Origin of the sequence: Bhargavaea cecembensis, assembly GCF_001619585.1 — a bacterium.
Classification (GTDB): Bacteria; Bacillota; Bacilli; order Bacillales_A; family Planococcaceae; genus Bhargavaea; species Bhargavaea cecembensis_A.
Genome location: NZ_LQNT01000012.1, coordinates 60,318 through 82,400 on the forward strand (window position 1 = coordinate 60,318; position 22,083 = coordinate 82,400).

20 protein-coding genes and 2 riboswitches are annotated in these 22,083 nt (G+C 54.5%); of the genes, 14 read left to right on the forward strand and 6 right to left on the reverse strand.

All coding sequences use genetic code 11. The features are described 5' to 3' along the window. Positions 1–369: 369 nt before the first annotated feature. Genes AV656_RS14260 through AV656_RS14285 form a run of 6 tightly spaced genes read left to right on the forward strand, consistent with a single transcriptional unit; the run spans position 370 to position 6,774 of the window. Positions 370–588 (forward strand): hypothetical protein, encoded by a 219-nt coding sequence (locus AV656_RS14260; protein WP_063183173.1) that lies wholly within the window; start codon positions 370–372, stop codon positions 586–588. Continuing rightward, on the forward strand, positions 588–2,093 hold the full coding sequence (locus tag AV656_RS14265; RefSeq protein WP_063183175.1) for a sodium:solute symporter family protein: 1,506 nt from the start codon (positions 588–590) through the stop codon (positions 2,091–2,093). The genes AV656_RS14260 and AV656_RS14265 overlap by 1 nt, the downstream gene beginning before the upstream one ends. Positions 2,094–2,126: 33 nt before the next feature. Continuing rightward, entirely contained in the window at positions 2,127–3,746 is a 1,620-nt protein-coding gene (locus tag AV656_RS14270) for an amidohydrolase (protein WP_063183178.1), read from the forward strand. After that, on the forward strand, positions 3,743–4,795 hold the full coding sequence (locus AV656_RS14275; protein ID WP_063183181.1) for a C45 family autoproteolytic acyltransferase/hydolase: 1,053 nt from the start codon (positions 3,743–3,745) through the stop codon (positions 4,793–4,795). Before AV656_RS14270 ends, AV656_RS14275 begins: the two co-directional genes overlap by 4 nt. Positions 4,796–4,849: 54 nt before the next feature. Further along, positions 4,850–5,488: an FMN-binding negative transcriptional regulator gene (locus AV656_RS14280; RefSeq protein WP_063183183.1), complete on the forward strand. Its 639-nt coding sequence runs from the start codon at positions 4,850–4,852 to the stop codon at positions 5,486–5,488. Between the two features lie 29 nt (positions 5,489–5,517). Next, the gene (locus tag AV656_RS14285; RefSeq protein WP_063183186.1) at positions 5,518–6,774 is read left to right on the forward strand and encodes a Zn-dependent hydrolase; all 1,257 of its coding nucleotides are present in this window, start codon (positions 5,518–5,520) and stop codon (positions 6,772–6,774) included. A gap of 70 nt (positions 6,775–6,844) precedes the next feature. Here the strand turns inward: AV656_RS14285 and AV656_RS14290 are convergent, their stop codons facing one another. Beyond that, on the reverse strand, positions 6,845–8,485 hold the full coding sequence (locus tag AV656_RS14290; RefSeq protein ID WP_063183188.1) for a PucR family transcriptional regulator: 1,641 nt from the start codon (positions 8,483–8,485) through the stop codon (positions 6,845–6,847). 146 nt (positions 8,486–8,631) lie between these two features. On the opposite strand from AV656_RS14290, the gene AV656_RS14295 reads away from it, so the two are divergent. From AV656_RS14295 to ald, 3 genes are all read left to right on the forward strand, one after another. Further along, positions 8,632–10,095, forward strand: a complete 1,464-nt coding sequence (locus AV656_RS14295) for a CoA-acylating methylmalonate-semialdehyde dehydrogenase (protein ID WP_063183191.1) — start codon at positions 8,632–8,634, stop codon at positions 10,093–10,095. Between the two features lie 179 nt (positions 10,096–10,274). After that, complete coding sequence (locus tag AV656_RS14300; protein WP_063183193.1) at positions 10,275–11,633, forward strand: aspartate aminotransferase family protein; 1,359 nt, start codon at positions 10,275–10,277, stop codon at positions 11,631–11,633. Positions 11,634–11,699: 66 nt separating this feature from the next. Continuing rightward, positions 11,700–12,833, forward strand: coding sequence for an alanine dehydrogenase (ald, locus tag AV656_RS14305; RefSeq protein ID WP_063183196.1), 1,134 nt, complete (start codon positions 11,700–11,702; stop codon positions 12,831–12,833). A 104-nt stretch (positions 12,834–12,937) separates the two neighbouring features. On the opposite strand, the gene AV656_RS14310 is transcribed toward ald, so the two are convergent. Both AV656_RS14310 and AV656_RS14315 read right to left on the reverse strand, forming a co-directional pair. Then, entirely contained in the window at positions 12,938–13,588 is a 651-nt protein-coding gene (locus AV656_RS14310) for a glycerol-3-phosphate acyltransferase (protein ID WP_082818774.1), read from the reverse strand. A 72-nt stretch (positions 13,589–13,660) separates the two neighbouring features. After that, complete coding sequence (locus AV656_RS14315; protein WP_063183198.1) at positions 13,661–14,443, reverse strand: YwqG family protein; 783 nt, start codon at positions 14,441–14,443, stop codon at positions 13,661–13,663. A 141-nt stretch (positions 14,444–14,584) separates the two neighbouring features. Next, positions 14,585–14,697, forward strand: a riboswitch (SAM riboswitch). A gap of 129 nt (positions 14,698–14,826) precedes the next feature. Here AV656_RS14315 and AV656_RS14320 point away from each other — a divergent pair. Together AV656_RS14320 and AV656_RS14325 are read left to right on the forward strand one after the other, a co-directional pair. Then, positions 14,827–16,119 (forward strand): O-acetylhomoserine aminocarboxypropyltransferase/cysteine synthase family protein, encoded by a 1,293-nt coding sequence (locus AV656_RS14320; protein ID WP_063183201.1) that lies wholly within the window; start codon positions 14,827–14,829, stop codon positions 16,117–16,119. Positions 16,120–16,228: 109 nt separating this feature from the next. Beyond that, positions 16,229–17,221: a homoserine dehydrogenase gene (locus AV656_RS14325; protein WP_063183203.1), complete on the forward strand. Its 993-nt coding sequence runs from the start codon at positions 16,229–16,231 to the stop codon at positions 17,219–17,221. A gap of 198 nt (positions 17,222–17,419) precedes the next feature. On the opposite strand, the gene cysK is transcribed toward AV656_RS14325, so the two are convergent. Further along, on the reverse strand, positions 17,420–18,343 hold the full coding sequence (cysK, locus tag AV656_RS14330; protein WP_063183205.1) for a cysteine synthase A: 924 nt from the start codon (positions 18,341–18,343) through the stop codon (positions 17,420–17,422). Between the two features lie 192 nt (positions 18,344–18,535). Here cysK and AV656_RS14335 point away from each other — a divergent pair, with 192 nt between their 5' ends. The 3 genes from AV656_RS14335 to AV656_RS14345 all read left to right on the forward strand — a co-directional run bounded on the left by AV656_RS14335 (position 18,536) and on the right by AV656_RS14345 (position 21,130). After that, on the forward strand, positions 18,536–19,318 hold the full coding sequence (locus AV656_RS14335) for an ABC transporter ATP-binding protein (RefSeq protein WP_063183208.1): 783 nt from the start codon (positions 18,536–18,538) through the stop codon (positions 19,316–19,318). Continuing rightward, positions 19,302–20,063, forward strand: coding sequence for an ABC transporter permease (locus AV656_RS14340; RefSeq protein WP_063183210.1), 762 nt, complete (start codon positions 19,302–19,304; stop codon positions 20,061–20,063). Before AV656_RS14335 ends, AV656_RS14340 begins: the two co-directional genes overlap by 17 nt. Positions 20,064–20,128: 65 nt before the next feature. After that, entirely contained in the window at positions 20,129–21,130 is a 1,002-nt protein-coding gene (locus tag AV656_RS14345) for an ABC transporter substrate-binding protein (RefSeq protein WP_082818775.1), read from the forward strand. A gap of 52 nt (positions 21,131–21,182) precedes the next feature. Here the strand turns inward: AV656_RS14345 and AV656_RS14350 are convergent, their stop codons facing one another. After that, positions 21,183–21,380, reverse strand: a complete 198-nt coding sequence (locus AV656_RS14350; protein ID WP_063183217.1) for a PspC domain-containing protein — start codon at positions 21,378–21,380, stop codon at positions 21,183–21,185. 95 nt (positions 21,381–21,475) lie between these two features. After that, positions 21,476–21,967, reverse strand: coding sequence for a QueT transporter family protein (locus tag AV656_RS14355; RefSeq protein ID WP_063183220.1), 492 nt, complete (start codon positions 21,965–21,967; stop codon positions 21,476–21,478). 7 nt (positions 21,968–21,974) lie between these two features. Next, positions 21,975–22,020, reverse strand: a riboswitch (PreQ1 riboswitch). Positions 22,021–22,083 lie beyond the last annotated feature (63 nt).

Below are 22,083 nucleotides of genomic sequence, written 5' to 3' on the forward strand. Positions count from 1 at the left end.
CATAGTGAAACGGAAGGATTAAAGGAATAGACAGGACGTCAAATGCTCGTTCGGAATCGGTGACGGAATGTAAAAAGATTCTTTGCGGCATAGCAATGCCTAGCCGATACCAAACGGATGGCAGTCGTATCGGCTACGGTAATCCCAATAGGACCACGGCCGTTCAATCAGATGGAATTTGCCTGAATTGGTAAGGGTATCCGTGAATGTTAGACAGACTGTCCAGAGAATTGGAGTGTTCTTTATACACAAATATAGAAGAATCAGAATCTTCTATCCATTACGATGGTTAGTGAGAGTTCCTGAAGACTTGCTTCAACTATATTGAAAGCGTTGTCATCTCGGACCAAAATCGCAGGGGGGAAATGCATGAAAGCAACATTCAAAACGCCTAAGACGTACAAGGGGTGGATCGGTCTATTTGCTATTCTGACGATCGTATTATTGGGGAGCTGGCCGGTCATTCCGCTGCTGAACCATGAAACGATCGTATTCGGCATGCCGATTCTCATGACTTGGTCAGTCATCCTGATTTTCCTGACCACAGGAATTCTGATGCTACTGAATAAGATGGGGGTGAATGATTGATGGCACAGTGGGTTCCTTTTATGATTACGGTTTCCTATATGGTGATTGCGGTCTGGCTGGGCTTTGGGGCAGGCAAGGGACGCAATATGAACAAGGTGGAAGAATGGGGAGTAGCCGGCCGAAGTCTTGGTCCTCTCGTTATGTACCTGCTGGTAGGCGCGGGGGGAATTAGCGCTTACACATTCATGGGAGCGCCTGGTTGGGCCTATTCCAAAGGCGTTCCGGTTCTGTACGTCGTCGTTTATCTGACGTTTATGGGAATAACCGCCTGGTATCTTGGTCCAAAAGTGTGGGACCTTGGCGTGAAGTACAACCATGTGACGCAAGGGGCAGCGATCACGCATCGTTATGAAAGCCCAGCCTTGGGGGCCCTTGCTTCCTTTGTCACTTCAATTGGCGTTCTTGCATACGCGGTTCTTCAAACCACCGGATCGGCTTATATTCTGAATGTCATGAGCCATGGGAAAATACCTGTCTGGCTGGGCGTGATCTTGTCACTGGCCGTCATTTCAATCTATTTGTTCAAGAGCGGTCTGCGTGCAATCGGGATCACCAATGCGTTTCAGGGGGCGCTCATGTTCGTTGTTTCCTGGGCATTCGGACTTTGGGCGGTCAAACAGTTTACAGGCGGTTATTCATTTGCTCCGGTGTTTGAGCGGGTCCGCGAAGATGCACCACAATTCCTGACACTCCCAGGCAATTTAGGAGATATGGGCTTTGCGTTTTGGACGACATCCATCTTGATCTCCATGGTATCAGTATGGCAGACTCACTGGATCCAGTGGATGGGTGCCAACACTAAAAAATCGATCCGTACCGCAGCCACGATGCTCCCGACTTACTACATCGTTTGTATCCCGATGCTGGTCGTGGGATTCATCGGCATCTTCGTCTACCCATCGCTCGCCCAAGCCGACACGGTCGCGATCCAAATGGCGATGGACAGCATGCCTGTCGTCATTGCAGGACTTCTGGGAGCGGGAACATTGGCGGCGGCCATGTCCTCGAGTGAGCCGTGTATTCACGGGACTGCACTTAGCTACAGCAAGGATATTATCCAGCCGATCTTTAAAATCTCTGATGAGAAGGCAGGGAAAATGACACGCTGGCTCATCTTCCCGATCATGGGTCTGATCGTTGCGCCAATCTCAATCATGCAGCCTGCCAGCCTTGTCTACATCCTGCTGATCGGTTACGGCTTCATTGGACAGGCATTCCCGGCACTTGTCGGCATGTTCTTCTGGCCGCGTGCAACAAAGCAGGGCGCATTCTGGGGGCTGGCAGCCGGCTTTGTCGTGACTCTTGCCTTCTCGGTCTGGTTCCCGCATCCGCTGGGCATTCACGCCGGAATATGGGGACTGTTCGTCAACCTGCCGATCTTCTTTATTGTCTCTCTCTTGACCGAGCCGGTCTCCAAGAAGACAGTCGAAGACTTCTTCCCGGATATGGTCGATGAACTTTATGAAGAAGTCCCGGAAACGACAACCAAGCCGGCGTCAATCTGATATGAATTTGTTCATGGAAGGGGAAATGCCATTATGGCAAGGGAATTGTTGATCAACGGTGAAGTCTTGACCGTTAACAAACAGAACGAAATTGCGGAAGCTGTTGCCGTGGAGGACGGAAAGATTCTCGCCGTCGGCACAACGGAAGAAATTCTGGAATTGCAGGACGGGGAAGCGGTGGTAACGGACCTTGAAGGTCGCACACTCATGCCCGGAATCATCGAATCACATATTCATACTACGATGTATGGGGCCAACGTCCTTGCCGTTTCCTGCAAGGACCCGGAGATCCGGACCATTCCGGATCTCCTGGACAAGTTGAGTGAGCAAGCGGCTTCAGTTCCTGAAGGACAATGGGTACGAGCCTGGGGCTTCAATGAGAACTCCATAGCTGAAGGCCGTTTTCCGACCAGGAAAGAGCTGGATGGTGTAACAGACCGGCACCCGGTGATGGTGGTCCGTGCATGCGGTCATATTTCCGCGGTCAACAGCAGGGGACTCGAAGTCGGAGAGATTACCCGTGATACGCCCGATCCCGAAGGCGGAACCATCGGCCGGGATGCCAATGGCGAGCCTGACGGACGACTCATTGAAAATGCGCATATGAACCTGTATCAGCTTGCCGCGCACACCCGTGATGAGATCCGCGAAGCCCATCGGGTCGCTTCCCGTCATTTTGCGGAAAAAGGAATTACATCTGTCCATGATGCAACCGGTTATGGCATCGATAATATTGAAGCGTTGCGTGAGGATGCCGAGGAGGGAGTCATCGCACAGCGTGTCTATGCGATGGTCGGGGCATTGAACAATCCGGACCGGGTCGTCCGGCACTACCTCGGAAAAGACATCCGAACCGGTGATGGGAACGACCGGTTCAGGTATGGGCCGGTCAAGGTATTTCTTGACGGTTCAAGCAGCGGGCCGACCGTCTGGACCACGGAACCGTATACAAGTGATCCGGAAAACTACGGCATTCACTATTTGACACAGGAAGAGCTCGACGACCTGTTCGTTCCGGCACATGAAAGAGGATGGCAGATCACGGCCCATGCACAGGGCGACGCGGCCATCGATCAGCTGCTGAACACCATCGACAAGGCACTCCGCCTCCATCCGCGCGAGGATGCGCGCCATCGCATCGAACATGCCGGGCTTGCAAGAAAAGACCAGGTACAACGGATGAAGGAATTGGGCGCTGTCCCGACACCGAACCCTGCATTTTTCCACGAGTACGCGGACGGATATGTAAAGAACTACGGTGAACGTGCGCAGATCATGTACCCGCTCGCCAGCTACCGTGATGCAGGCGTTCCGGCAACGCTTACGGCGGACTGCCCGGTCACAGACTTTAATCCGATGAGGGGCATCCACAGCGCGATGACGAGAAAGGCGCCTTCCGGTCAGGTGGTCGGGGAAGCGGAGAGGATCGGCCTGCTCGACGCCATCCGTTGCTGCACGATCAATGCGGCGTACTCAGGGTTCAGCGAGGACAGCACCGGATCCATCGAACCCGGCAAGCTTGCCGACCTTGCCATCCTTGACCGTTCCATTCTGAATGCTGAAATTGACGAAATCCCGGATATTCTGGTCGACAGGACAATCATTGGTGGAGAGACGGTCTTTGAACGGAGCGGAGAGGCGGTCCGGTCATGAACGATACCCGGACGGTCAGAAAAATCCATCTAAGCGGCTCGCCTTATGAGATCGGCCGCGGCCACGGGGAGCAGGGAAAGAGAGAAATCGGGAATAGCCTGACCACATATGAGGCACTTTTCCGCGGGTACACGGGGATGTCCTGGCAAGATGCCTGTGAAAAGGCACTGCTTCACCATGACGCAATATCGGCATTCCGGCCGGAATATCTGGAAGAGATGCAAGGCGTCGCCGACGGTGCCGGTGTCCGGTTCGAGGACATCCTGGCATTAAATGCGAGAAGTGAGATTGCGCTAACGGCTACCCCGGATGGCTGTACATCATTTGCTTACCTAAAGCAGGGCGAAGTCTGGCTCGGACAGAATTGGGACTGGAAAAGCAGCCAGATTGATTCCTTGCTGGATATTGAAATCGGGCAGGAAGGGAAACCCTCGGTCCGAATGATCACGGAAGGCGGTATTATTGGGAAAATCGGCTGCAACAGTGCCGGCGTGGGTGTCTGTCTGAACGCACTCATGACAAGGACCTGGCAGCCGAAAGTGCCGATCCACCTTGGGCTGCGCGCTGTTCTGGATTCCCATACATTCGGGGAAGCTTCTGAAGCGGTAAGTGACGGACGGATGGCCTCCCCCGCGCACTTCCTCATTGCCTCCAAAAGCGGTGAGATGGCGGGAACAGAGGTGTCTCCTGTCCATACTGCAGCCATTCCGCCCGAGGACGGAGCGGTTGTCCATACAAACCATATTTGCGATCCGCGGATGCAAGAGGCCGTATCTGATTTTCCGATTCCGGATTCTGCCCCCAGGCTGAATCGGATCAAAAAGCTGATGAGCGGGCTGGATGAAAAAGCAGGCGCTGAACAGATGTTTGGCGTGCTGTCCGATCATGAACACTATCCGGATTCCATTTGCAGGCACATCAACCCGGCCCATCCGGAGCACATGCAGATGGAGACTGTTTTCAGCATCGTGATGAACCTCACCACCGGATCGTTTGACTATCGCACAGGAAGGGCATGTGAAGCAGGCGCCGGTTCAAGGAGTTTCTGAACCGGTGCTATTCCTTTTGTGCAAGCGGGGATCATCGGAAAGGAGTTGGCAGTCATGTATATTCCTCCGAAGTTTAAAATCACGGATGACGAAGTGAATATTCAAATGATTGATCTTTATAGTTTTGCCACTCTGTTCTCACAGCATCATGGAGCGCCTTTTGCCACGCACTTACCGCTAATATTAGGTGAAGATCATGCATCTCTTTATGGGCACTTTGCCCGCCAGAATCCTCAATGGGAAGACATTGCCGGCCAAACTGTATTGGCCGTCTTCCAGGGACCCCATTGTTACATTTCGCCTTCCTGGTATGAGACCGACCAGGCGGTGCCGACATGGAATTACGTGACTGTTCACGTATTTGGGGAGGTTGAACTGGTTGAACACGGGAGTGAATTAACAAAACACCTGAATGATCTCGTTCTTAAATATGAGGCGCCTGACAGCATGTACAGGCTGGACAACGCAGATCCGGAGTTCATCGGCGGAATGACCAAAGGAGTTCAGGGATTCAAAATCAACATAACAAAAATCGAAGGGAAAGCGAAGTTAAGCCAGAACCATCCCATCCATCGACAACAACTGGTCATAGAGCAACTTAAGAAAAGCAAGAACTCGGATGAGCAACAAATTGCATCATTGATGAAGAGTAATCTACTAACAGGACGTGTAGATCCTGCTCTTTCAAAATAGCCGTTCAATCACTTTTAGGGGGATGCCAATTGGAAAAGATCAATCGCCAGCGCCTGCAAGGTTTGCTGGAACAGTTCAGTTCATTCGGGGCAACCGGAAAAAATGGAGTGAGCAGACTTTCCTTGTCTGAAGAAGATCTTGCAGCACGCGGTAAGTTCATCGAAATCAGCGAAGAAATCGGGTTGTCGGTGACAGTGGATGATATGGGGAATCTGTATGCAACTCTGCCCGGAAAAGAAGATCTGCCGCCGATTGCGATGGGCTCGCACCTGGATTCGGTCGTAAAAGGGGGAAGGTTCGACGGAACACTGGGCGTAGTGGCCGGATTGGAAGTGGTCCGGACAATCGTAGAGCGAAACGTCGAGACGAAACATCCAATCACAGTGATTAACTTTACCAATGAAGAAGGTGCCCGCTTCGACCCGGCGATGATGTCTTCCGGAGTGCTGGCGGGGAAGTTTGCAAAAGAAGACATGCTTCAGTCTTCAGACACCGAAGGCATGACATTCGGCCAAGCACTTGAACAAAGCGGGTACGCGGGAGAAGTCGGGAACCGTCTCAAGGAAGCAGCTGCATTTGTAGAGCTTCACATTGAACAGGGCCCGGTTCTTGAACATAACGCTGAGGAGATTGGCGTTATAGAAGGGGTTATGGGAATGGCTTGCTATGAAATTTCACTTAAAGGCGAGTCGAACCATGCCGGCACCACACCGATCCCGATGAGGAAGGATCCGATGTTTGCTTCCGCACAAATCATGGTCGAACTTCAGCGGGAGCTCAAGAAGCTTCCGGAGGATCTCGTTTACACAATCGGCAGGATCAATGCCTATCCAAATATACACACGGTCATTCCGAATGAAGTCACGTTTACGATTGAGGCCCGCCATACGAACATGGACGTTATCCGCCAAGTCGAGAAGATGATTGAACATCTCCCCAAAATGGTGGAGCGGTGCATGTTGAGTTCCAGGAAGTTGTGGGGAAGGGACACTGTTGAATTTAATCGGGACATTGTCCAAGCAGTCTCAGAATCAGCTGAAGCGCTCGGTTTCAAGAGTCGCAAAATGTATAGTGGAGCCGGGCATGATGCCCAATTTATCGCAAGTTATATTCCGGCAGCCATGATATTTGTTCCGAGTGCCAAAGGCTACAGTCATCGTGAGGATGAATATACATCGTTTGAGGATTGCGCAAAAGGCGCCGATGTTCTCCTGAATACAGTGTTAAAGCTGGACCGGAGTGCCGGTTTGCAAGAGAACAAGGTGTTGGAAGAGAATAGAGCCTGACAGCAATAACGGGGATGTCCTTGTAAAAGGACATCCCCGTTATTTAAACATTGGGCAGAACAGAAATCCATCAATGTACCGGAAGCCGCTTCTCCGCTTCAGTCTGCTCCAGCATCCGGTACGCCTGCACCGCCACTTCCAGCGCGAGCCGGTTGGCGGGCTCCATGAAGTCGGTACCGAGCAGCCCTTCGAGTTTGCCGATCCGGTGGTAAAGGGTCTGGCGGACGATAAAGAGCCGCTCAGCCGCTTCTTTCTTGACGCCGCCGCACTCCAGATAGACCACCAGCGTTTCAAACAGCCGGCTGTCATGCCGGGCGTCGTGTTCCAGCAGTGCTCCGAGGTAATCCTCGACATACGTTTCGAGTTCTCCGCTTCGCTTCAGCAACAGCAGCAGCCGGTGGATACCGAGTCCTTCATAGAACTCCGAATCTGTGATGCCCTCTTCCTGAAGTCGGATGACGTCCTCGCTTTCCCGGTAGGCCCGGCGGACATCGGCGATGCCCTGATAGGTTTTGCCGATGCCGAAGCGGCTACCTTCGAACTGCGGGGCGGACATGTTCCGGAATTCCCGGATCAGCGGCAGGAAGCGGTCGTTCCGCCGGCTCTGCTGCTCTTCCGATATGAAAAAGGCGATGACGGCCATCTCGCTTTCACCGGAAGTGATGGCAGGGAAGAAACCGTGCCGCTGAAACAGACTGCGGATGAGCAGCGCGCGCTGGACCAGCTCTTCTTCAAGAAGGTCCTGTGACGGGAATGGAGGAATTTCCGGCATGCGGATGCTGAACACCCGGTAGTACATGTTTTTGCCGCGGGCCGACAGTACGGCACGCACGGTTTCCGGGTCCATGCGCTGTCCGTTAATGAGGTTCCGGACGACCTTGTCTTCGAGATTCTGCTTGCGTTCCTCGATTGTCCGGTTGCGGAGGAGCACCTGTGAAATAGCGAGACCTGCACGGTCCAGGATCAGAAAGTAAAAGTCATCCTGGAGAGGCTCATCCATACAGAGGAAGAGCCGCCCCCAGACTTGTCCGGGTCCCCGTACGGGCACTGAGGCGTAACGGTTGTCCGATGTCTCCAAGTATCTTCCCACACCTTCAAGCCCGCCTTCTGCCTCAAGAATGTCCCGAAGTGCGGCTTCGCTCTCTTTGGCCTCCGACGGATAAAAGTAAGGGGAGGGACGGTCGGAGATGAAGATGGCCTCCCGCCGGAAGTATTCATGGAGCTCCTGGAGAATCTTCAGAATGCCGTTGGACATTAAGGAAAGTTCGATAAATCGCCCCGACAGGCGGTCCATTTCGGAGATCATCTTATGATGCCGGTTGATCAGCGCCGTGTGGAGATCCTGCGTGATGTCGACAAAGCGGATCACTTCCTCGAATACGATGATCGGGAAGCCAAGCCTGTCCGCCAGTTCCAGCAGCTCCGGAGCGATCTGTTTCGAGTTGTCCGCCAGTTCAATGCACAGTGCGGATGCCCCCAGTTCGTTTAGCTTCCGGATATAGGAAAGCTGCTCCTCGAGGCCAAGTGCCATGCTGAGGCCGGTCGTCAAAATCAGCTCACCGCCATTGATGAGAGACTCAAACTCGCGTACTTCAAGAATATGCGACCAGCGGATCTTCCGGGAAAGGCCTGTTGCACCTGCTGCCAGTTTGGCTTTTTGGAAAGACTCCCGTTCCAGTACGTCCCGCACAGTCAGCTCGATGTTCTTCACAATCAGCCACCCTTTCGTTAAATCCCAAAGCCTCACTATTTGACACATTGTAAAATGACAAACATTCTGATAGTTTGTACAGTAGATTATGAAGTGAACAAGTCAGCCCGTCAAGATGACCATTTAACCAAGAGGAGGAGTTATCAATGGAAACAGCAACCGTAAAAACGCAAACGCTTTCAAACTATATCGGTGGACAATGGGTCAAATCGGCCACAGAAAAATATGAGGAAGTTCCAAACCCGGCAACAGGCGAAATCATCGCGGAAGTCCCGATTTCCACAAAGGAAGACCTGGACAAGGCAGTTGCCGTGGCGAAAGAAGCATTCAAGACCTGGAAAAAGACGCCTGTGCCACAGCGTGCACGGATCATGTTCAAGTTCCAGCAGCTGCTCGTCGAGAACTGGGATGAGCTTGCTCGACTCGTCACAATCGAGAACGGCAAAAGCTTTACGGAAGCACACGGCGAAGTGCTCCGCGGCATCGAATGCGTCGAGTTCGCGGCAGGTGCGCCGTCCCTCATGATGGGGCAGCAGCTTCCTGACATCTCCAAAAACATGGAATCGGGCATGTACCGCTATCCGATCGGCGTCATCGGCGGCATCACACCGTTTAACTTCCCGATGATGGTCCCGGCATGGATGTTCCCGCTCGCCATTGTCGCGGGCAACACATTCGTCCTGAAGCCGTCCGAGCGCACGCCGCTGCTGGCAAACCGGCTTGCGGACCTCCTAAAAGAAGCGGGCCTGCCTGACGGCGTGTTCAACATCGTCCACGGTGCGCATGACGTCGTCAACGGCCTGCTCGAGCACAAAGACGTTCCGGCTATTTCCTTCGTCGGCTCCCAGCCGGTCGCGGAATATGTCTACAAGACAGGTACGGCACACGGTAAGCGTGTCCAGGCACTGGCCGGCGCGAAAAACCACTCCATCGTCATGCCGGATGCGGACCTCGACAATGCCGTCAAGAACATCACAGGTGCGGCATTCGGTTCCGCAGGCGAGCGCTGCATGGCTGCGGCAGTCGTCGTGGCGGTCGGTGACGTGGCGGATAAGCTCGTCGACCGGCTGAAAAAGGCAGCGGACGACATCACAATCGGCAACGGACTCGAAGATGATGTGTTCCTCGGACCTGTCATCCGTCCGGCCCACAAGGACCGCACGATCGGCTACATCGAGTCGGGCGTTGAAGAAGGCGCGAAACTGGTTCGCGACGGCCGCAATGACAAATCCAGCTCCGAAGGCGGTTACTTCGTCGGACCGACAATCTTTGACGATGTGACACAGGAAATGAAGATCTGGAAGGACGAGATCTTCGCGCCGGTCCTGTCGGTTGTCCGCGTAGAAACCCTCACGGAAGCGATCGAATTTGCGAACGCCTCGGACTTTGCAAACGGCGCCTGCCTGTATACCGACAGCGCATCGGCAATCCGCGAATTCCGCGACGACATCGATGCCGGCATGCTCGGCGTCAACCTCGGCGTCCCGGCACCGATGGCCTTCTTCCCGTTCTCGGGCTACAAGAAGAGCTTCTATGGTGACCTCCACGCCAACGGCAAAGACGGCATCGAATTCTATACACGCAAGAAGATGCTCACACAGCGTCACTGATAGATAAACGGAGCGTCCATCAACGAAAGACCAACGGGGGCTTGGGAAAGACCAAGCAGACTCAGCGAAAGTCCAACCAAGGGTCACGAAAGACCAAGCAGCGATAACGAAAGACCAACAAGCAGCCGCCTCCGGGGCGGCTGACTTTTAAACGAATTTATCCGAGAGGGGATAGTACGATGACCGTTGTAAAGACGGAAGCCCAAACGCTAGTCGAAAAGGACCGGCAGAACGTGTGGCATCACATTTCTCCATATGTTGAGAAGAACCCGCCGATGATCTGGGCAAAAGGGGAAGGCGCCTGGGTGACGGATCATGAGGGGAACCGTTACCTGGACGGCATGTCCGGACTTTGGTGCGTCAACGTCGGCTACGGCCGCGAGGAGCTTGCGAAAGCGGCCTACGATCAGATGAAGGAACTGTGCTATGTGCCGATGACGCAGAGCCATGAGCCGGCAATCGAGCTCGCGGCAAAGCTCAACGAATGGCTCGATGACGATTACATGATCTTCTATTCCAACAGCGGATCTGATGCGAACGAAGTCGCGTTCAAAATCGCACGCCAGTATCACCAGCAAAAGGGCGAGGCTTCGCGCTACAAGTTCATCAGCCGCTACCGTGCCTACCACGGCAGCTCGATGGGTGCGCTTGCCGCGACGGGCCAGTCGCTCCGAAAGTACAAGTATGAGCCGCTTGCACCGGGCTTCCTCCATGTGGCACCGCCGGACAACTACCGCCGTCCGGAAGGCATGAGTGTTGAGGACTACAACATCATGCGTGCCGAAGAGCTAGAGCAGAAGATCATCTGGGAGCAGGAAGAAACCGTTGCCGGGGTGATCATGGAGCCTCTCATCACGGGCGGCGGCATCCTCATCCCGCATCCGGTGTATCTCCAGAAGGTACAGGAAATCTGCAAGAAGCACGGTGTCCTGCTGATCATCGATGAAGTCATCTGCGGATTCGGCCGTACGGGTAAGAAGTTCGGCCACCAGAACTTCGGCGTGAAACCGGACATCGTGACCATGGCAAAAGGGCTCACAAGCGCTTACCTCCCGCTGTCGGTCACAGCGGTCCGCAAAGATATCTACGAGACATTTAAGGACAGTGCGGAAAACAGCCACTTCCGCCATGTGAATACATTCGGCGGCAACCCGGCAGCATGTGCGGTAGCGCTTAAGAACCTCGAAATCATCGAGCGTGAAGGTCTCGTCGAGCGCGCAGACCGCCACGGCGAGCGTCTCCGTGCGGAACTTGCGCATCTGGAAGAGCATCCGAATGTCGGTGAAGTCCGGGGAATCGGCTTCCTTCTCGGCATCGAGATGGTCGAGGACAAACAGACACGCGAACCGGCAAGCGCCGCACGCATCGGCAAGATCATCGCAGACTGCAAGGCAAACGGCCTGATCGTAGGCAAAAACGGAGACACGGTTGCCGGACACAACAATATCCTGACCCTGTCCCCGCCGCTTGCCTGCACGGACCAGGATGTCGATTTTATTATTTCTGTCCTGAAGAAGGTTTTTGAAGAGAATCGTTGAAATTATACAATTGGGGATCTAATATCCGGGAGGCGGTTGCCTCCCTTTATGATGGAGGGAAATGGAATGAGAATCGGTGTACCTAAAGAAATCAAAAACAATGAAAACCGCGTCGCAATGACGCCTGCAGGAGTAGCGACACTGGCCGCGGCAGGCCATGAAATCATCATCGAGAAGGGGGCGGGCCTCGGCTCGGGATTCACCGATGAGGAATATGCCAACGAAGGCGCGATGATCGCGCAAACGGCTTCCGATGCATGGGCGGCCGATATGGTCATGAAGGTCAAGGAACCACTGCCGGAAGAATACGGCTATTTCCGTGAAGACCTGATCCTGTTCACGTACCTGCACCTGGCTGCAGAACCTGAACTGGCGGCCGCGCTTCTCGAGAAGAACGTAACAGCCATCGCCTATGAAACGGTCCAGCTGCCGAACCGCACGCTTCCGCTCCTTTCGCCGATGAGCGAAGTGGCGGGCCGCATGGCGACACAGATCGGCGCCCAGTTCCTGGAGCGCATCCACGGCGGCAAGGGCATTCTCCTGTCCGGCGTACCGGGCGTCCAGCGCGGCAAGGTGACCGTGATCGGCGGCGGCATGGCCGGTGCGAATGCAGCCCGCGTTGCAGTCGGCATGGGTGCCCAGGTTACCGTAATCGACCTGAGCCCGGAACGCCTCCGCCAGCTGGACGACCAGTTCGGCAATGACATCCAGACGCTCATGTCGAACCCATTCAACATTGCCGAAGCGGTGAAGGATGCAGATCTCGTCGTAGGTGCCGTGCTGATCCCGGGTGCCAAGGCTCCGAAACTCGTCACGGAAGAGATGATCAAGTCGATGCAGCCGGGCTCCGTGCTCGTCGACATCGCGATCGACCAGGGCGGCATCTTTGAAACATCGGACCGCATCACGACACATGATGACCCGATCTATGAAAAGCACGGTGTTGTCCACTACGCCGTCGCCAACATGCCGGGCGCTGTGCCGCGCACATCCACGATGGCGCTCACAAACGTCACCGTTCCATACGCACTCCAAATTGCAAACAAAGGCTGGAAGCAGGCGGCACTCGACAACGAGCCGCTCCGCAAGGGCTTCAACACTTACGCCGGCCGTGTCACCTACAAGAGCGTAGCGGAAGACCTCGGGTATAAGCATGCCGATCTTCTCGACCTGATCGAGAAGGTCGCACAGCATAACTGAACATGGAAGAAGGGGACCTGTCCTGGACAGGTCCCCCTTTTAGTATGAGTGCTAATGTTAGCGGTGCTTAACTGATAATGCGTTACTTTTTCTCCTGCCTTCTCTTATGCCGTCTTCTTCTTCCCAAACACCGACGACACCCGATTTTCCTCGTGGACCCTCATCCTGTGGAAGTTCTCGAGGTGTTTCCATACCGCCATCCCGAACAATCCGATGGCGATCAGATCCGGCCCGATGCCTGGGGCGAAGAAGACGGCAGTCGCGGTAAAGGTGACATACAGCATGAGCACACCGAAGACGAGGAAGTCGGTGATGAGAGAAATGATGATGAGGAGGGCGAGCCCCACGAGCCCGATCTTCCAGTCAAAGCCCAGGAGCACACCGATCACCGTTGCGGTACCCTTGCCTCCGTTAAATCGCATATGGAACGGGAAATTATGTCCGAGAATCGTTGCAGCGGCCATCGCAAAGACAAGAAGGGCACCCGCATCGGGTCCAAGTGCCAGTTCCGAGGAAATCCATCTGGCAAGAAGCACGGCCGCGGTCCCTTTTCCGATATCAATGGCGGCGACAAGGGCACCGTATTTCTTGCCGAGGACGATGGCGGCATTTGACGCGCCCGCGTTTTTAACGCCCGTTTCTTTAAGGTTCACACCGGAAAGCCATCCGGCAACGGTGGAACCGTGGATATTTCCTATAAGATAGCCGGCCGCCACGGCCATAATGATCCATAACCAGCCCAATTGTTCGGGCATATCGTCAGCCTCCTTATTTTGAAGTGCCTTATATTAAGCCTGATTGAGCCTAATATAAGGCGGGGTGATTCGTTACCCGCATTGCATGATCATGTGAGTCCGGTCAAATCGTTTTTCCTCAAGATCTTCTTTCCGGATACAGAAGTACAGCATGCCGAGATCGCCCCAGATTGCATCAAGTTCATCGTCGCTGTCCATCTGGAAGAGAAGAACATAGTCTTCGGCCGCTTTCTCCGCAGCATCCCAGTCTTTAATCCCATCGCAGTAGTGGGCGACTTCCGGGAACACCGGGTTCTGGACAGCGAACGGATGCCCGAGTACACGGTGATGGGGAGCGCTTTCCTCCAGCAGCTCGAAGATCGCCTCTCCGGTGTCATCGTCAAAGTCCATCCCGAAGACGGCGTCTGTGTCCAACGTTTCCTGCTCGCGGAACGAAGCGGCAAACTCCGGCAGCATGACTTCTTCGGGCACTTCCCGCCGTTCAAGCTCCTCATGGTTTTCAAAGTAAAGCACCTTCCACGCGCTTCTGTCGTCTTCTTCTCCGCCCCACGGCTGTTCCTCTGTATCATAGAAGAATGACAAAACACCGGAACCGGGGAGTGGGCGGGCGTTGCCGGCAAGCGCTGCGTCCTCCAGGTTAAGCTGGGCGATGAGCGTGAGCGGCTTGCCGTCTTTGGACGGAATCTCTGTATCCGGAGGCAAGTCCGGCGCTCCGCCAAACTTTGATGCGCCGGGCGCGAGCGTTCCGGCAGCGTCTTCCTTTTCCAGGATGAAGCCTGATTTTGTCAGCTCGGAAAATGGAGCAACGTATTCGGCAAGTCCATTTGCTTCGAATTTCTCTCTCCACGTTTTCATCGAATTCCTCCTAGAAATGGCAATCTACTATGTTAACGGATGAAACTTGAAAACGTTTCATGTTTTTTCTGAAAAATACACTTGACTTCGCCCGCAGCACAGTCCTATACTGTTTACCAGATGGAAAACAAAATCAGAATACTCTTATCAAGAGCGGCGGAGGGAATAGGCCCTGCGAAGCCCGGCAACCGGCAGACCATGTCTGCAAAGGTGCTAATTCCTACAGATTCGGGAGCGGATCTGGCAGATAAGGGGAGGCATGCGGCGTGTTCGCATCGGCCCTCTTCCTATCAGCGAAGAGGGTTTTTCATTTTTCCGAAAAGATAAATCCTCCTCTCCTAGCGTGTTTCCATCGAAACCATCACCTTTAGGAGGCAATCAATATGACTAACCAATTCAAACCAGAAACGATTCTCGTACATGGCGGCCAGGAGCCGGACCCGGCAACAGGCGCAATCGCGGTACCGGTCTACCGTACGACAGCTTATGCATTCCGTGACACTGAACACGCTCAAAACCTGTTCGCCCTGAAAGAGTCGGGGAACATCTACTCCCGCATCATGAACCCGACGGTTGACGCTTTCGAGAAGCGCATCGCTGAACTGGAAGGCGGAACAGCTGCAGTTGCACTGTCGTCCGGCATGGCGGCCATCGCGTTCTCGATCCTGAACGTTGCCCAGGCAGGCGACGAGATCGTCTCCGCGGCTAACCTGTACGGCGGAACGTACAACCTGTTCGCAGTGACACTTCCTCGTTACGGCATCAACGTGAAGTTTGTTGACTCGACAAACCCTGAAAACTTCCGCGAGGCCATTACCGACAAGACAAAGGCGATCTTCGGCGAAATCATCGGTAACCCGAGCCTGAATGTTCTGGATGTGGAAGCTGTTGCGAACATCGCACATGAAAACGGCCTGCCGCTCATCATCGATTCCACGTTCGCTTCGCCTTACGGATCGAACCCGATCGAGCACGGTGCGGACGTCGTTGTCCACTCCGCGACGAAATGGATCGGCGGCCACGGCCGCGGTGTAGGCGGCGTAGCCGTTGACGCGGGCAAATTCGACTGGACACAGGGACGCCACCCTGGCTACACAGAGCCGGACGAGACCTACCATGGCCTCCGCTACGGCATCGATACGGCACAGGCAGCATTCGCAACACGCCTCCGCGTGCAGCTGCTCCGCGACTTCGGCCCGACGCTCAGCCCGGACAATGCATTCCTCTTCCTCCAGGGGCTAGAGACGCTTCACCTCCGCATCCAGCGCCACAATGAAAACGCGCTGAAAGTTGCCGAGTGGCTGAAAGATCACCCATCCGTCGAGTGGGTTCAGTACAACGGACTCGAAGAGCACCCGTCGTACGAACTCTCGAAAAAGTACCTGAAGAACGGCGCAGGGTCGGTCCTCATTTTCGGTATCAAGGGCGGACGCGAAGCGGGTCGCAAGCTGATCGACAATGTGAAGCTGTTCTCGCATGTCGCAAACGTCGGCGACGCTCGCTCGCTGATCATTCACCCGGCTTCCACGACGCACCAGCAACTGTCTGCAGAAGATTTGAAGAAATCCGGCACGACTGAAGAACTTGTCCGCCTTTCCATCGGACTTGAGAACGTCGAAGACATCATTGCCGACCTGAAGCAGGCGATCGAGACTGCGGCACCCGTAAACGCATAAGACATGCGGAATGTTTGAACAATTTTAAACTTTTCCCGCCCCGGGGGTTTCCTTACGGGGCGGAACTTGTTATATTGGAAGGAATCTTTGTGTCGGAGGTGTTTCGCCCATGGCTCCAGTGAAAGCGGCCATCCTTGGATTCGGTACGGTCGGCCAAGGCATTTATACAATCGTGAATGAACGGAAACAACAACTTGAGAAAACAATCGGATCCCCGATTGAAATTGCTGGCATCCTCGTCCGCGACTTGGATAAAACCCGCCCTGAGACCCCGGGAGTCCTCATCACCGACCGGTTTGAGGACATCCTCGCCATTCCGGATCTGAAGGTCGTTTTCGAGGCAATCGTCGGTGAAGAGCCGGCAACCACATATCTGGAGCAGGCGATCGCGGCCGGCTGCCATGTCATCACGGCCAACAAGGTCATGTATGCCAAAGCCGCTCCCGCACTTGAACGGCAAGCCAAGGAACAGGGTACAGGCGTCGGATACGAGGCAACCGTCGCAGGCGGAGTCCCGGTAATCAAGACGATCGGAAACCTGAACCTTACCAATGAAGTGACCGGAATCCAGGGCATCCTGAACGGCACATCAAACTTCATCCTGACGAAGATGCGCAAAGAATCGTGCACATTCGAGTCGGCACTGAAGGAAGCACAGGAACTCGGCTATGCCGAGGCGGATCCGACCAATGACGTATCCGGATTCGATGCGTTCTGCAAGCTGATGATCCTGAGCGGCCTGTCGTTCGGCGAACAGCCGGATTGGGAAGACGTGCCGATGGAAGGCATCGATTCGCTCTCGCTCGAAGAAGTGACCGATGCTGACCGCCAGGGCCTCCGCTACCGCCACATCGCGGATGTCCGCCGCGGAGAAGACGGATCCATCCAGGCGTCCGTCGGCCCGGTACTGATCGGACCGGACCATCCGCTCTACGGTATTGACGGCGTGGACAATGCAGTTGCCATCGAAACCGCCTATGCCGGGACGCTCACCGTCATCGGCCCGGGCGCCGGCATGCTTCCGACTGCAAGCGTCATGGTGGAGGACGCGGCAGTACTGCTGCGGGAACCCGCCACCTTTCGCGAACTCGTGACGAAGTAAGGAAGAAAAGCGATGCCCTTTCGGAGGGGCATCGCTTTTTTATGTGGGAATCCGAGTTTGAAAAATACCCCTCTGAGTTTGAAGAATAAGTGCCCGAGTTTGAAGAATGACCGCCCGAGTTTGAAGAATAGCCCCCTGAGTTTGAAGAATCCGAGCGGCCAGCAAAAAGGAGGTCCCCAAAATCGCGGGGACCTCCTTTTATTCCGGAAACAGGTCGGATGACAGATACCGCTCTCCGGTGTCCGGAGCGAGGCAGAGGACGTTGGCGTCCTTCGGCAGTTTCTTGGCAACCTGGACGGCGAAGTGCGCGGAGGCCGCGGCGGAAGCACCGACGAAAATACCTTCTTCCGCTGCGAGGCGGCGCGCCATCACCTGGGCGTCATCATCCTCAATCAGGAGAATTTCATCATAGATCTCCCGGTTAAGGATGGACGGGACGAATCCGGGGCCGGTGCCCGGAATTTTGTGCGGACCGGGTTCCCCGCCGGACAGCACGGGAGATCCTTTCGGCTCGACAACGTAGATCTTTAGGTCGGGGATCTGTTTTTTCAGCTCTTCTCCGGTTCCTGTCACGGTGCCGCCTGTTCCTGCCGTCAGGACGAATGCATCGAGCTTGCCGTCAAAGGCTTCCAAAATTTCCACGGCAGTCGTGCCGCGGTGGGCGTCCGCGTTAGCAGGGTTCTCGAACTGCATCGGGATGAAGGCATCCGGGATGTCCGCGGCCAGCTCTTCCGCCTTGGCGATGGCGCCATTCATGCGCTCGGCTGCCGGGGTCGAGTATACTTCCGCGCCATATGCCTTCAGGATTTTGACCCGTTCTGCGGTCGCATTGTCCGGCATCGTCATGATGCACCGGTAGCCTTTTGCCGCACACACCATGGCGAGGCCGATCCCAGTGTTGCCGGACGTCGGTTCGATGACCGTGCTTTTGCCGGGAATCAGTTTGCCTTCTGCTTCCGCACGCTCAATCATGTTCAGTGCGGCACGGTCTTTTACGCTGCCGCCGGGGTTGAACGATTCCAGCTTGATATATACATTCGCACCATCCGGATCCGGAATTTTATTGAGCCGGACGGCGGGAGTGTTGCCGATCAGATCCAGAATGGACTGTACAATTTTCATGGCAGATTCCGCCTTTCTCACATACGATGGAGTTAATTCCTATTTATAAAGTATAGATTAAAAAAATATCTCCAGCAACAATCCGACTTCCAAGTTACATCCATTGACATATCAGCTTTTTCGGGTATGATCATACTTAAAACTTAGTAAATCCATATGGATTATAATTATAGACTAGAAGGAAGTGCAATGATGTTCCTTAAGATAGATGGAATACAAAAAAGCTTCGGGAAGGACGGCAGGCGGGAGCAGGTGCTCAAGGATATCAGCATCGATGTCCGGGAAGGCGAGTTCGTCTCGCTGCTCGGTCCATCCGGCTGCGGCAAGTCGACGCTGCTGAACATTGTCGCCGGGCTGAACCGTCCGGATTCGGGTGTTCTCCAGCTGGATGGCCGCGACATCGTGAAGCCGGGCAAAGAGCGGGGGATGGTGTTCCAGCAGGCTGCTCTATTCCCTTGGCTGACCGTCGAGGAGAACGTTATGTTCCCTCTGAAGGGAATACCGAAAGAAAAAGCGCGTGAAATCGCCAAGAAATACCTCCGGCTGGTGCAGCTCAGCCAGTATGCGGGCCATCACCCTCATGAGCTGTCGGGCGGGATGCAGCAGCGCGTATCGATTGCCCGTGCACTTGCGATGGACCCGGCGGTTCTCCTGATGGATGAGCCATTCGGCGCGCTGGATGAACAGACGCGGATGCGCCTTCAGGGCGTGCTCGAAGAAATCTGGATGGAGACGAAAAAGACGATTATTTTTGTCACGCACAGCATCCAGGAAGCCGTCCGGCTTTCGGACCGCATCATCGTCATGGGTACCCATCCGGGCCGTGTTCTGAAGGATATCGAGGTCAGGCTCGGGCGCCCGAGGGAAGGGCATCTGAAAGAGATGGCGGCCTATGAGGAATCGATTCTCGATATGCTGAAAACGGAAAACGACAAAGTGGAAGAAGAGGAACGTAACCATGCGGTTGGTTATTAAGCGGCTCGTCTTCTTCGTTTCTTTGTTTCTTGTCTGGGAACTTGCGGTCCGGCTGTTTCAGATTCCGGCGGTTCTCCTGCCGGCGCCGACCGACGTGTTCCGTGCTCTAGGTGAAATGATTGCGGACGGCACGCTGTTCCGCGACCTCGGGGCCAGCTTCATGCGGCTTCTGGTCGGACTTGCAATCGCCCTCCTGATCGGGTTGCTGCTCGGCATTCTGCTGGCGAAGTCAAAGACGGCTGATGACACGCTCGGCTCGCTGATTCTCGCACTCCAGAGTATCCCGAGCATCGTCTGGCTGCCGCTTGCGATCATGTGGTTCGGCCTCAATGAAAAATCGGTTATTTTCATTATCGTGCTCGGTGCCGCGATCGTCATGACGATCAACGTGCGGACCGGCATCCAGAACGTGTCGCCGATCTACCTCAAAGCGGCACAGACAATGGGATCATCAGGCCCGGATCTGTTTTTCCGGGTCATGCTGCCGGCATCGGTGCCATATTTCGTCACCGGCACGCGCCTTGCCTGGGCATTCGGCTGGCGCGCTCTTATGGCCGGCGAGCTTCTCAGCACCGGTCCGGGGCTCGGCTACACATTGAAATACGCTTCCGACTTTGGGCGGATGGACATGGTGCTCGGCATCATGATCGTCATCGGCATCATCGGCGTCACAGTCGATCTGCTCCTGTTCCAGCGATTTGAGCAGCAGGTACGGGTAAAGTGGGGGCTTGAACCGTCTGTGTGACGGAGTTTACCGATTGTGGAGTAACTTCATTAAAATTCATAACCGGGGAAAGTCCCGGGAAGGGGATGTTGAAATTGAAAAAATGGTGGCTTGGAGCATTCATGCTCGGCATCATCACGCTGCTCGCGGCATGCGGGGGCGGAGACAACGCAGCAGACGGGGACAAAGAGAAGATGGTCATCGGTTATTTCCCGAACATTGACCACGCGCCTGCGATGGTGGCAAGGGAAAATGGCTATTACGAAGAACAGCTCGGCGATGACGTCGAACTGCAGTACATCACATTCCCGGACGGCGGCACATTCATGGCTGCACTCAAGTCGGGTGAAATCGATGCAGGGCTTGTTGGTCCCGGCCCTGTCCTGAACAACTTCTCAAACGGCGCGGATGTGAAAGTCCTGGCCGGCGCGTCTTCCGGCGGTACGGTCGTCGTTGCGAGCGAGAAAAGCGGCATCGAGTCGGTTGAAGATATGGCAGGCAAAACATTTATCACACCGGGTATCGGCTGCACGCATGACGTTCAGTTCGAAACGTATCTCCAGCAGCTCGGCAATGATGAGCTCGCTTCTTCACGGATCGGCGGCTCGCTCAATCACGTGACAGGTAACCCGGCGTCCTATCAGGCGATGTTTGAATCCGGCAAGGTTGACCTTGCGGCAGTTCCGGAGCCATGGGCTTCGATTCTCGTCGACAACGGCGCGAAAGTCATCATCAGCACGGAAGAGATTGCCTACGGTGAAAACCTTCCGAACACGGTACTCGTTGCAAACAACAAACTGACGGAAGAAAAGCCGGAACTCGCGGCGAAGCTGCTGGAAGCGCACAATGAATCGGTTGCGTTCATCAACGACAACCCTGAAAAGGCACAGAAAATCGCCATCGACTCCATCAAGGACCTCACGAACCAGGAAATGGACGCGAAAATTGTGGAGCAGGCGATGGGCCGCGTCACATACACGACAGAAGTCAACGAAGCAGTCCTTAAGGAATTTGGAAACTCTTCCTATGAACTCGAGTTCCTGAAGGAAGCTCCAGAATTCGACGGACTTGTAGCGGATAAGGAATAACCAAAAAAAGCGATGCCCCGGCGGCATCGCTTTTTTGAAGTGACACGAATGATCATCCATCCAAATGTTTATCTGTCGGCATCACGATGGCTGCAACCAGGTAAATCATCCAGGTGATTCCGGAAGTGAAAAACCCGGACAGGACGGTTACGATCCGGAGGATGCTTACATCAATCCCGTACCGTTCGCTGAGGCCGCCCAGTACACCTGCAAGCTGTTTTTCGCGTGTGGATCGGTAAAATTTTCTCATCTCGATCACTCCTTCTTATTTATATACGGATGAAGACCGCGGACAGTTCCATAAAAATAAATCCCCGGCATGGAGGCCGAGGATTTATTTTTGGTTTAGTCTTCAATCAATCTGCTGAAATCGATCCGTTTATTCAAGGCATTCATGACCGGCACGCCGACAATCATGACGATAAACTCACTGATAGCAAGCGTGGCATAGGTGAACCAGAACGGGAAGCCGAGTGCCAGGTTCAGCGAGATCGCGATGATGAACATCGTGAACGTGAACACGAGCGTGTTCGCAACCATTCCTTTTACGCGCCCTTTTACAAACTTGCACAGCAGGATCGTGATGGTCAGCGAAATAAGTGAATGGGCCACGCCGAATGTCAGGTCATACCAGCCGAGCGTCGACAGCATCAGGTTCGAGATGAACACGCCGAGGACGATTCCGATCAGGTACTTTTTGTTGAACACGACGAGGTGATTGAACATCTCGGATACACGAATCTGGATATTCGTAAAGCCGAACGGCGCAATCAGCGCGGTGACGGCGAGATATAGTGCAGCAATGACGGCATTAACAGCCATCGTTTTGATCTTCATGGTTTTCTCTCCCTTAGTTTTGTTATCGCGGGATGGTTACGAACCGCGCGGGATGTAAAAAGCCCGAAGTTCAATGGTATTACAGTTTGGACATCCGGGTCAATGGGGAATGATGG

Excerpts from the sequence above, each read along its gene's own strand:
- AV656_RS14260 (WP_063183173.1), top strand. The coding sequence starts at position 370 with ATGAAAGCAACATTCAAAACGCCTAAGACGTACAAGGGGTGGATCGGT.
- AV656_RS14265 (WP_063183175.1), top strand. The coding sequence starts at position 588 with ATGGCACAGTGGGTTCCTTTTATGATTACGGTTTCCTATATGGTGATT.
- AV656_RS14270 (WP_063183178.1), top strand. The coding sequence starts at position 2,127 with ATGGCAAGGGAATTGTTGATCAACGGTGAAGTCTTGACCGTTAACAAA.
- AV656_RS14275 (WP_063183181.1), top strand. The coding sequence starts at position 3,743 with ATGAACGATACCCGGACGGTCAGAAAAATCCATCTAAGCGGCTCGCCT.
- AV656_RS14280 (WP_063183183.1), top strand. The coding sequence starts at position 4,850 with ATGTATATTCCTCCGAAGTTTAAAATCACGGATGACGAAGTGAATATT.
- AV656_RS14295 (WP_063183191.1), top strand. The coding sequence starts at position 8,632 with ATGGAAACAGCAACCGTAAAAACGCAAACGCTTTCAAACTATATCGGT.
- AV656_RS14300 (WP_063183193.1), top strand. The coding sequence starts at position 10,275 with ATGACCGTTGTAAAGACGGAAGCCCAAACGCTAGTCGAAAAGGACCGG.
- ald (WP_063183196.1), top strand. The coding sequence starts at position 11,700 with ATGAGAATCGGTGTACCTAAAGAAATCAAAAACAATGAAAACCGCGTC.
- AV656_RS14310 (WP_082818774.1), bottom strand. The coding sequence starts at position 13,588 with ATGCCCGAACAATTGGGCTGGTTATGGATCATTATGGCCGTGGCGGCC.
- AV656_RS14315 (WP_063183198.1), bottom strand. The coding sequence starts at position 14,443 with ATGAAAACGTGGAGAGAGAAATTCGAAGCAAATGGACTTGCCGAATAC.
- AV656_RS14320 (WP_063183201.1), top strand. The coding sequence starts at position 14,827 with ATGACTAACCAATTCAAACCAGAAACGATTCTCGTACATGGCGGCCAG.
- AV656_RS14325 (WP_063183203.1), top strand. The coding sequence starts at position 16,229 with ATGGCTCCAGTGAAAGCGGCCATCCTTGGATTCGGTACGGTCGGCCAA.
- cysK (WP_063183205.1), bottom strand. The coding sequence starts at position 18,343 with ATGAAAATTGTACAGTCCATTCTGGATCTGATCGGCAACACTCCCGCC.
- AV656_RS14335 (WP_063183208.1), top strand. The coding sequence starts at position 18,536 with ATGTTCCTTAAGATAGATGGAATACAAAAAAGCTTCGGGAAGGACGGC.
- AV656_RS14340 (WP_063183210.1), top strand. The coding sequence starts at position 19,302 with ATGCGGTTGGTTATTAAGCGGCTCGTCTTCTTCGTTTCTTTGTTTCTT.
- AV656_RS14345 (WP_082818775.1), top strand. The coding sequence starts at position 20,129 with ATGTTGAAATTGAAAAAATGGTGGCTTGGAGCATTCATGCTCGGCATC.
- AV656_RS14350 (WP_063183217.1), bottom strand. The coding sequence starts at position 21,380 with ATGAGAAAATTTTACCGATCCACACGCGAAAAACAGCTTGCAGGTGTA.
- AV656_RS14355 (WP_063183220.1), bottom strand. The coding sequence starts at position 21,967 with ATGAAGATCAAAACGATGGCTGTTAATGCCGTCATTGCTGCACTATAT.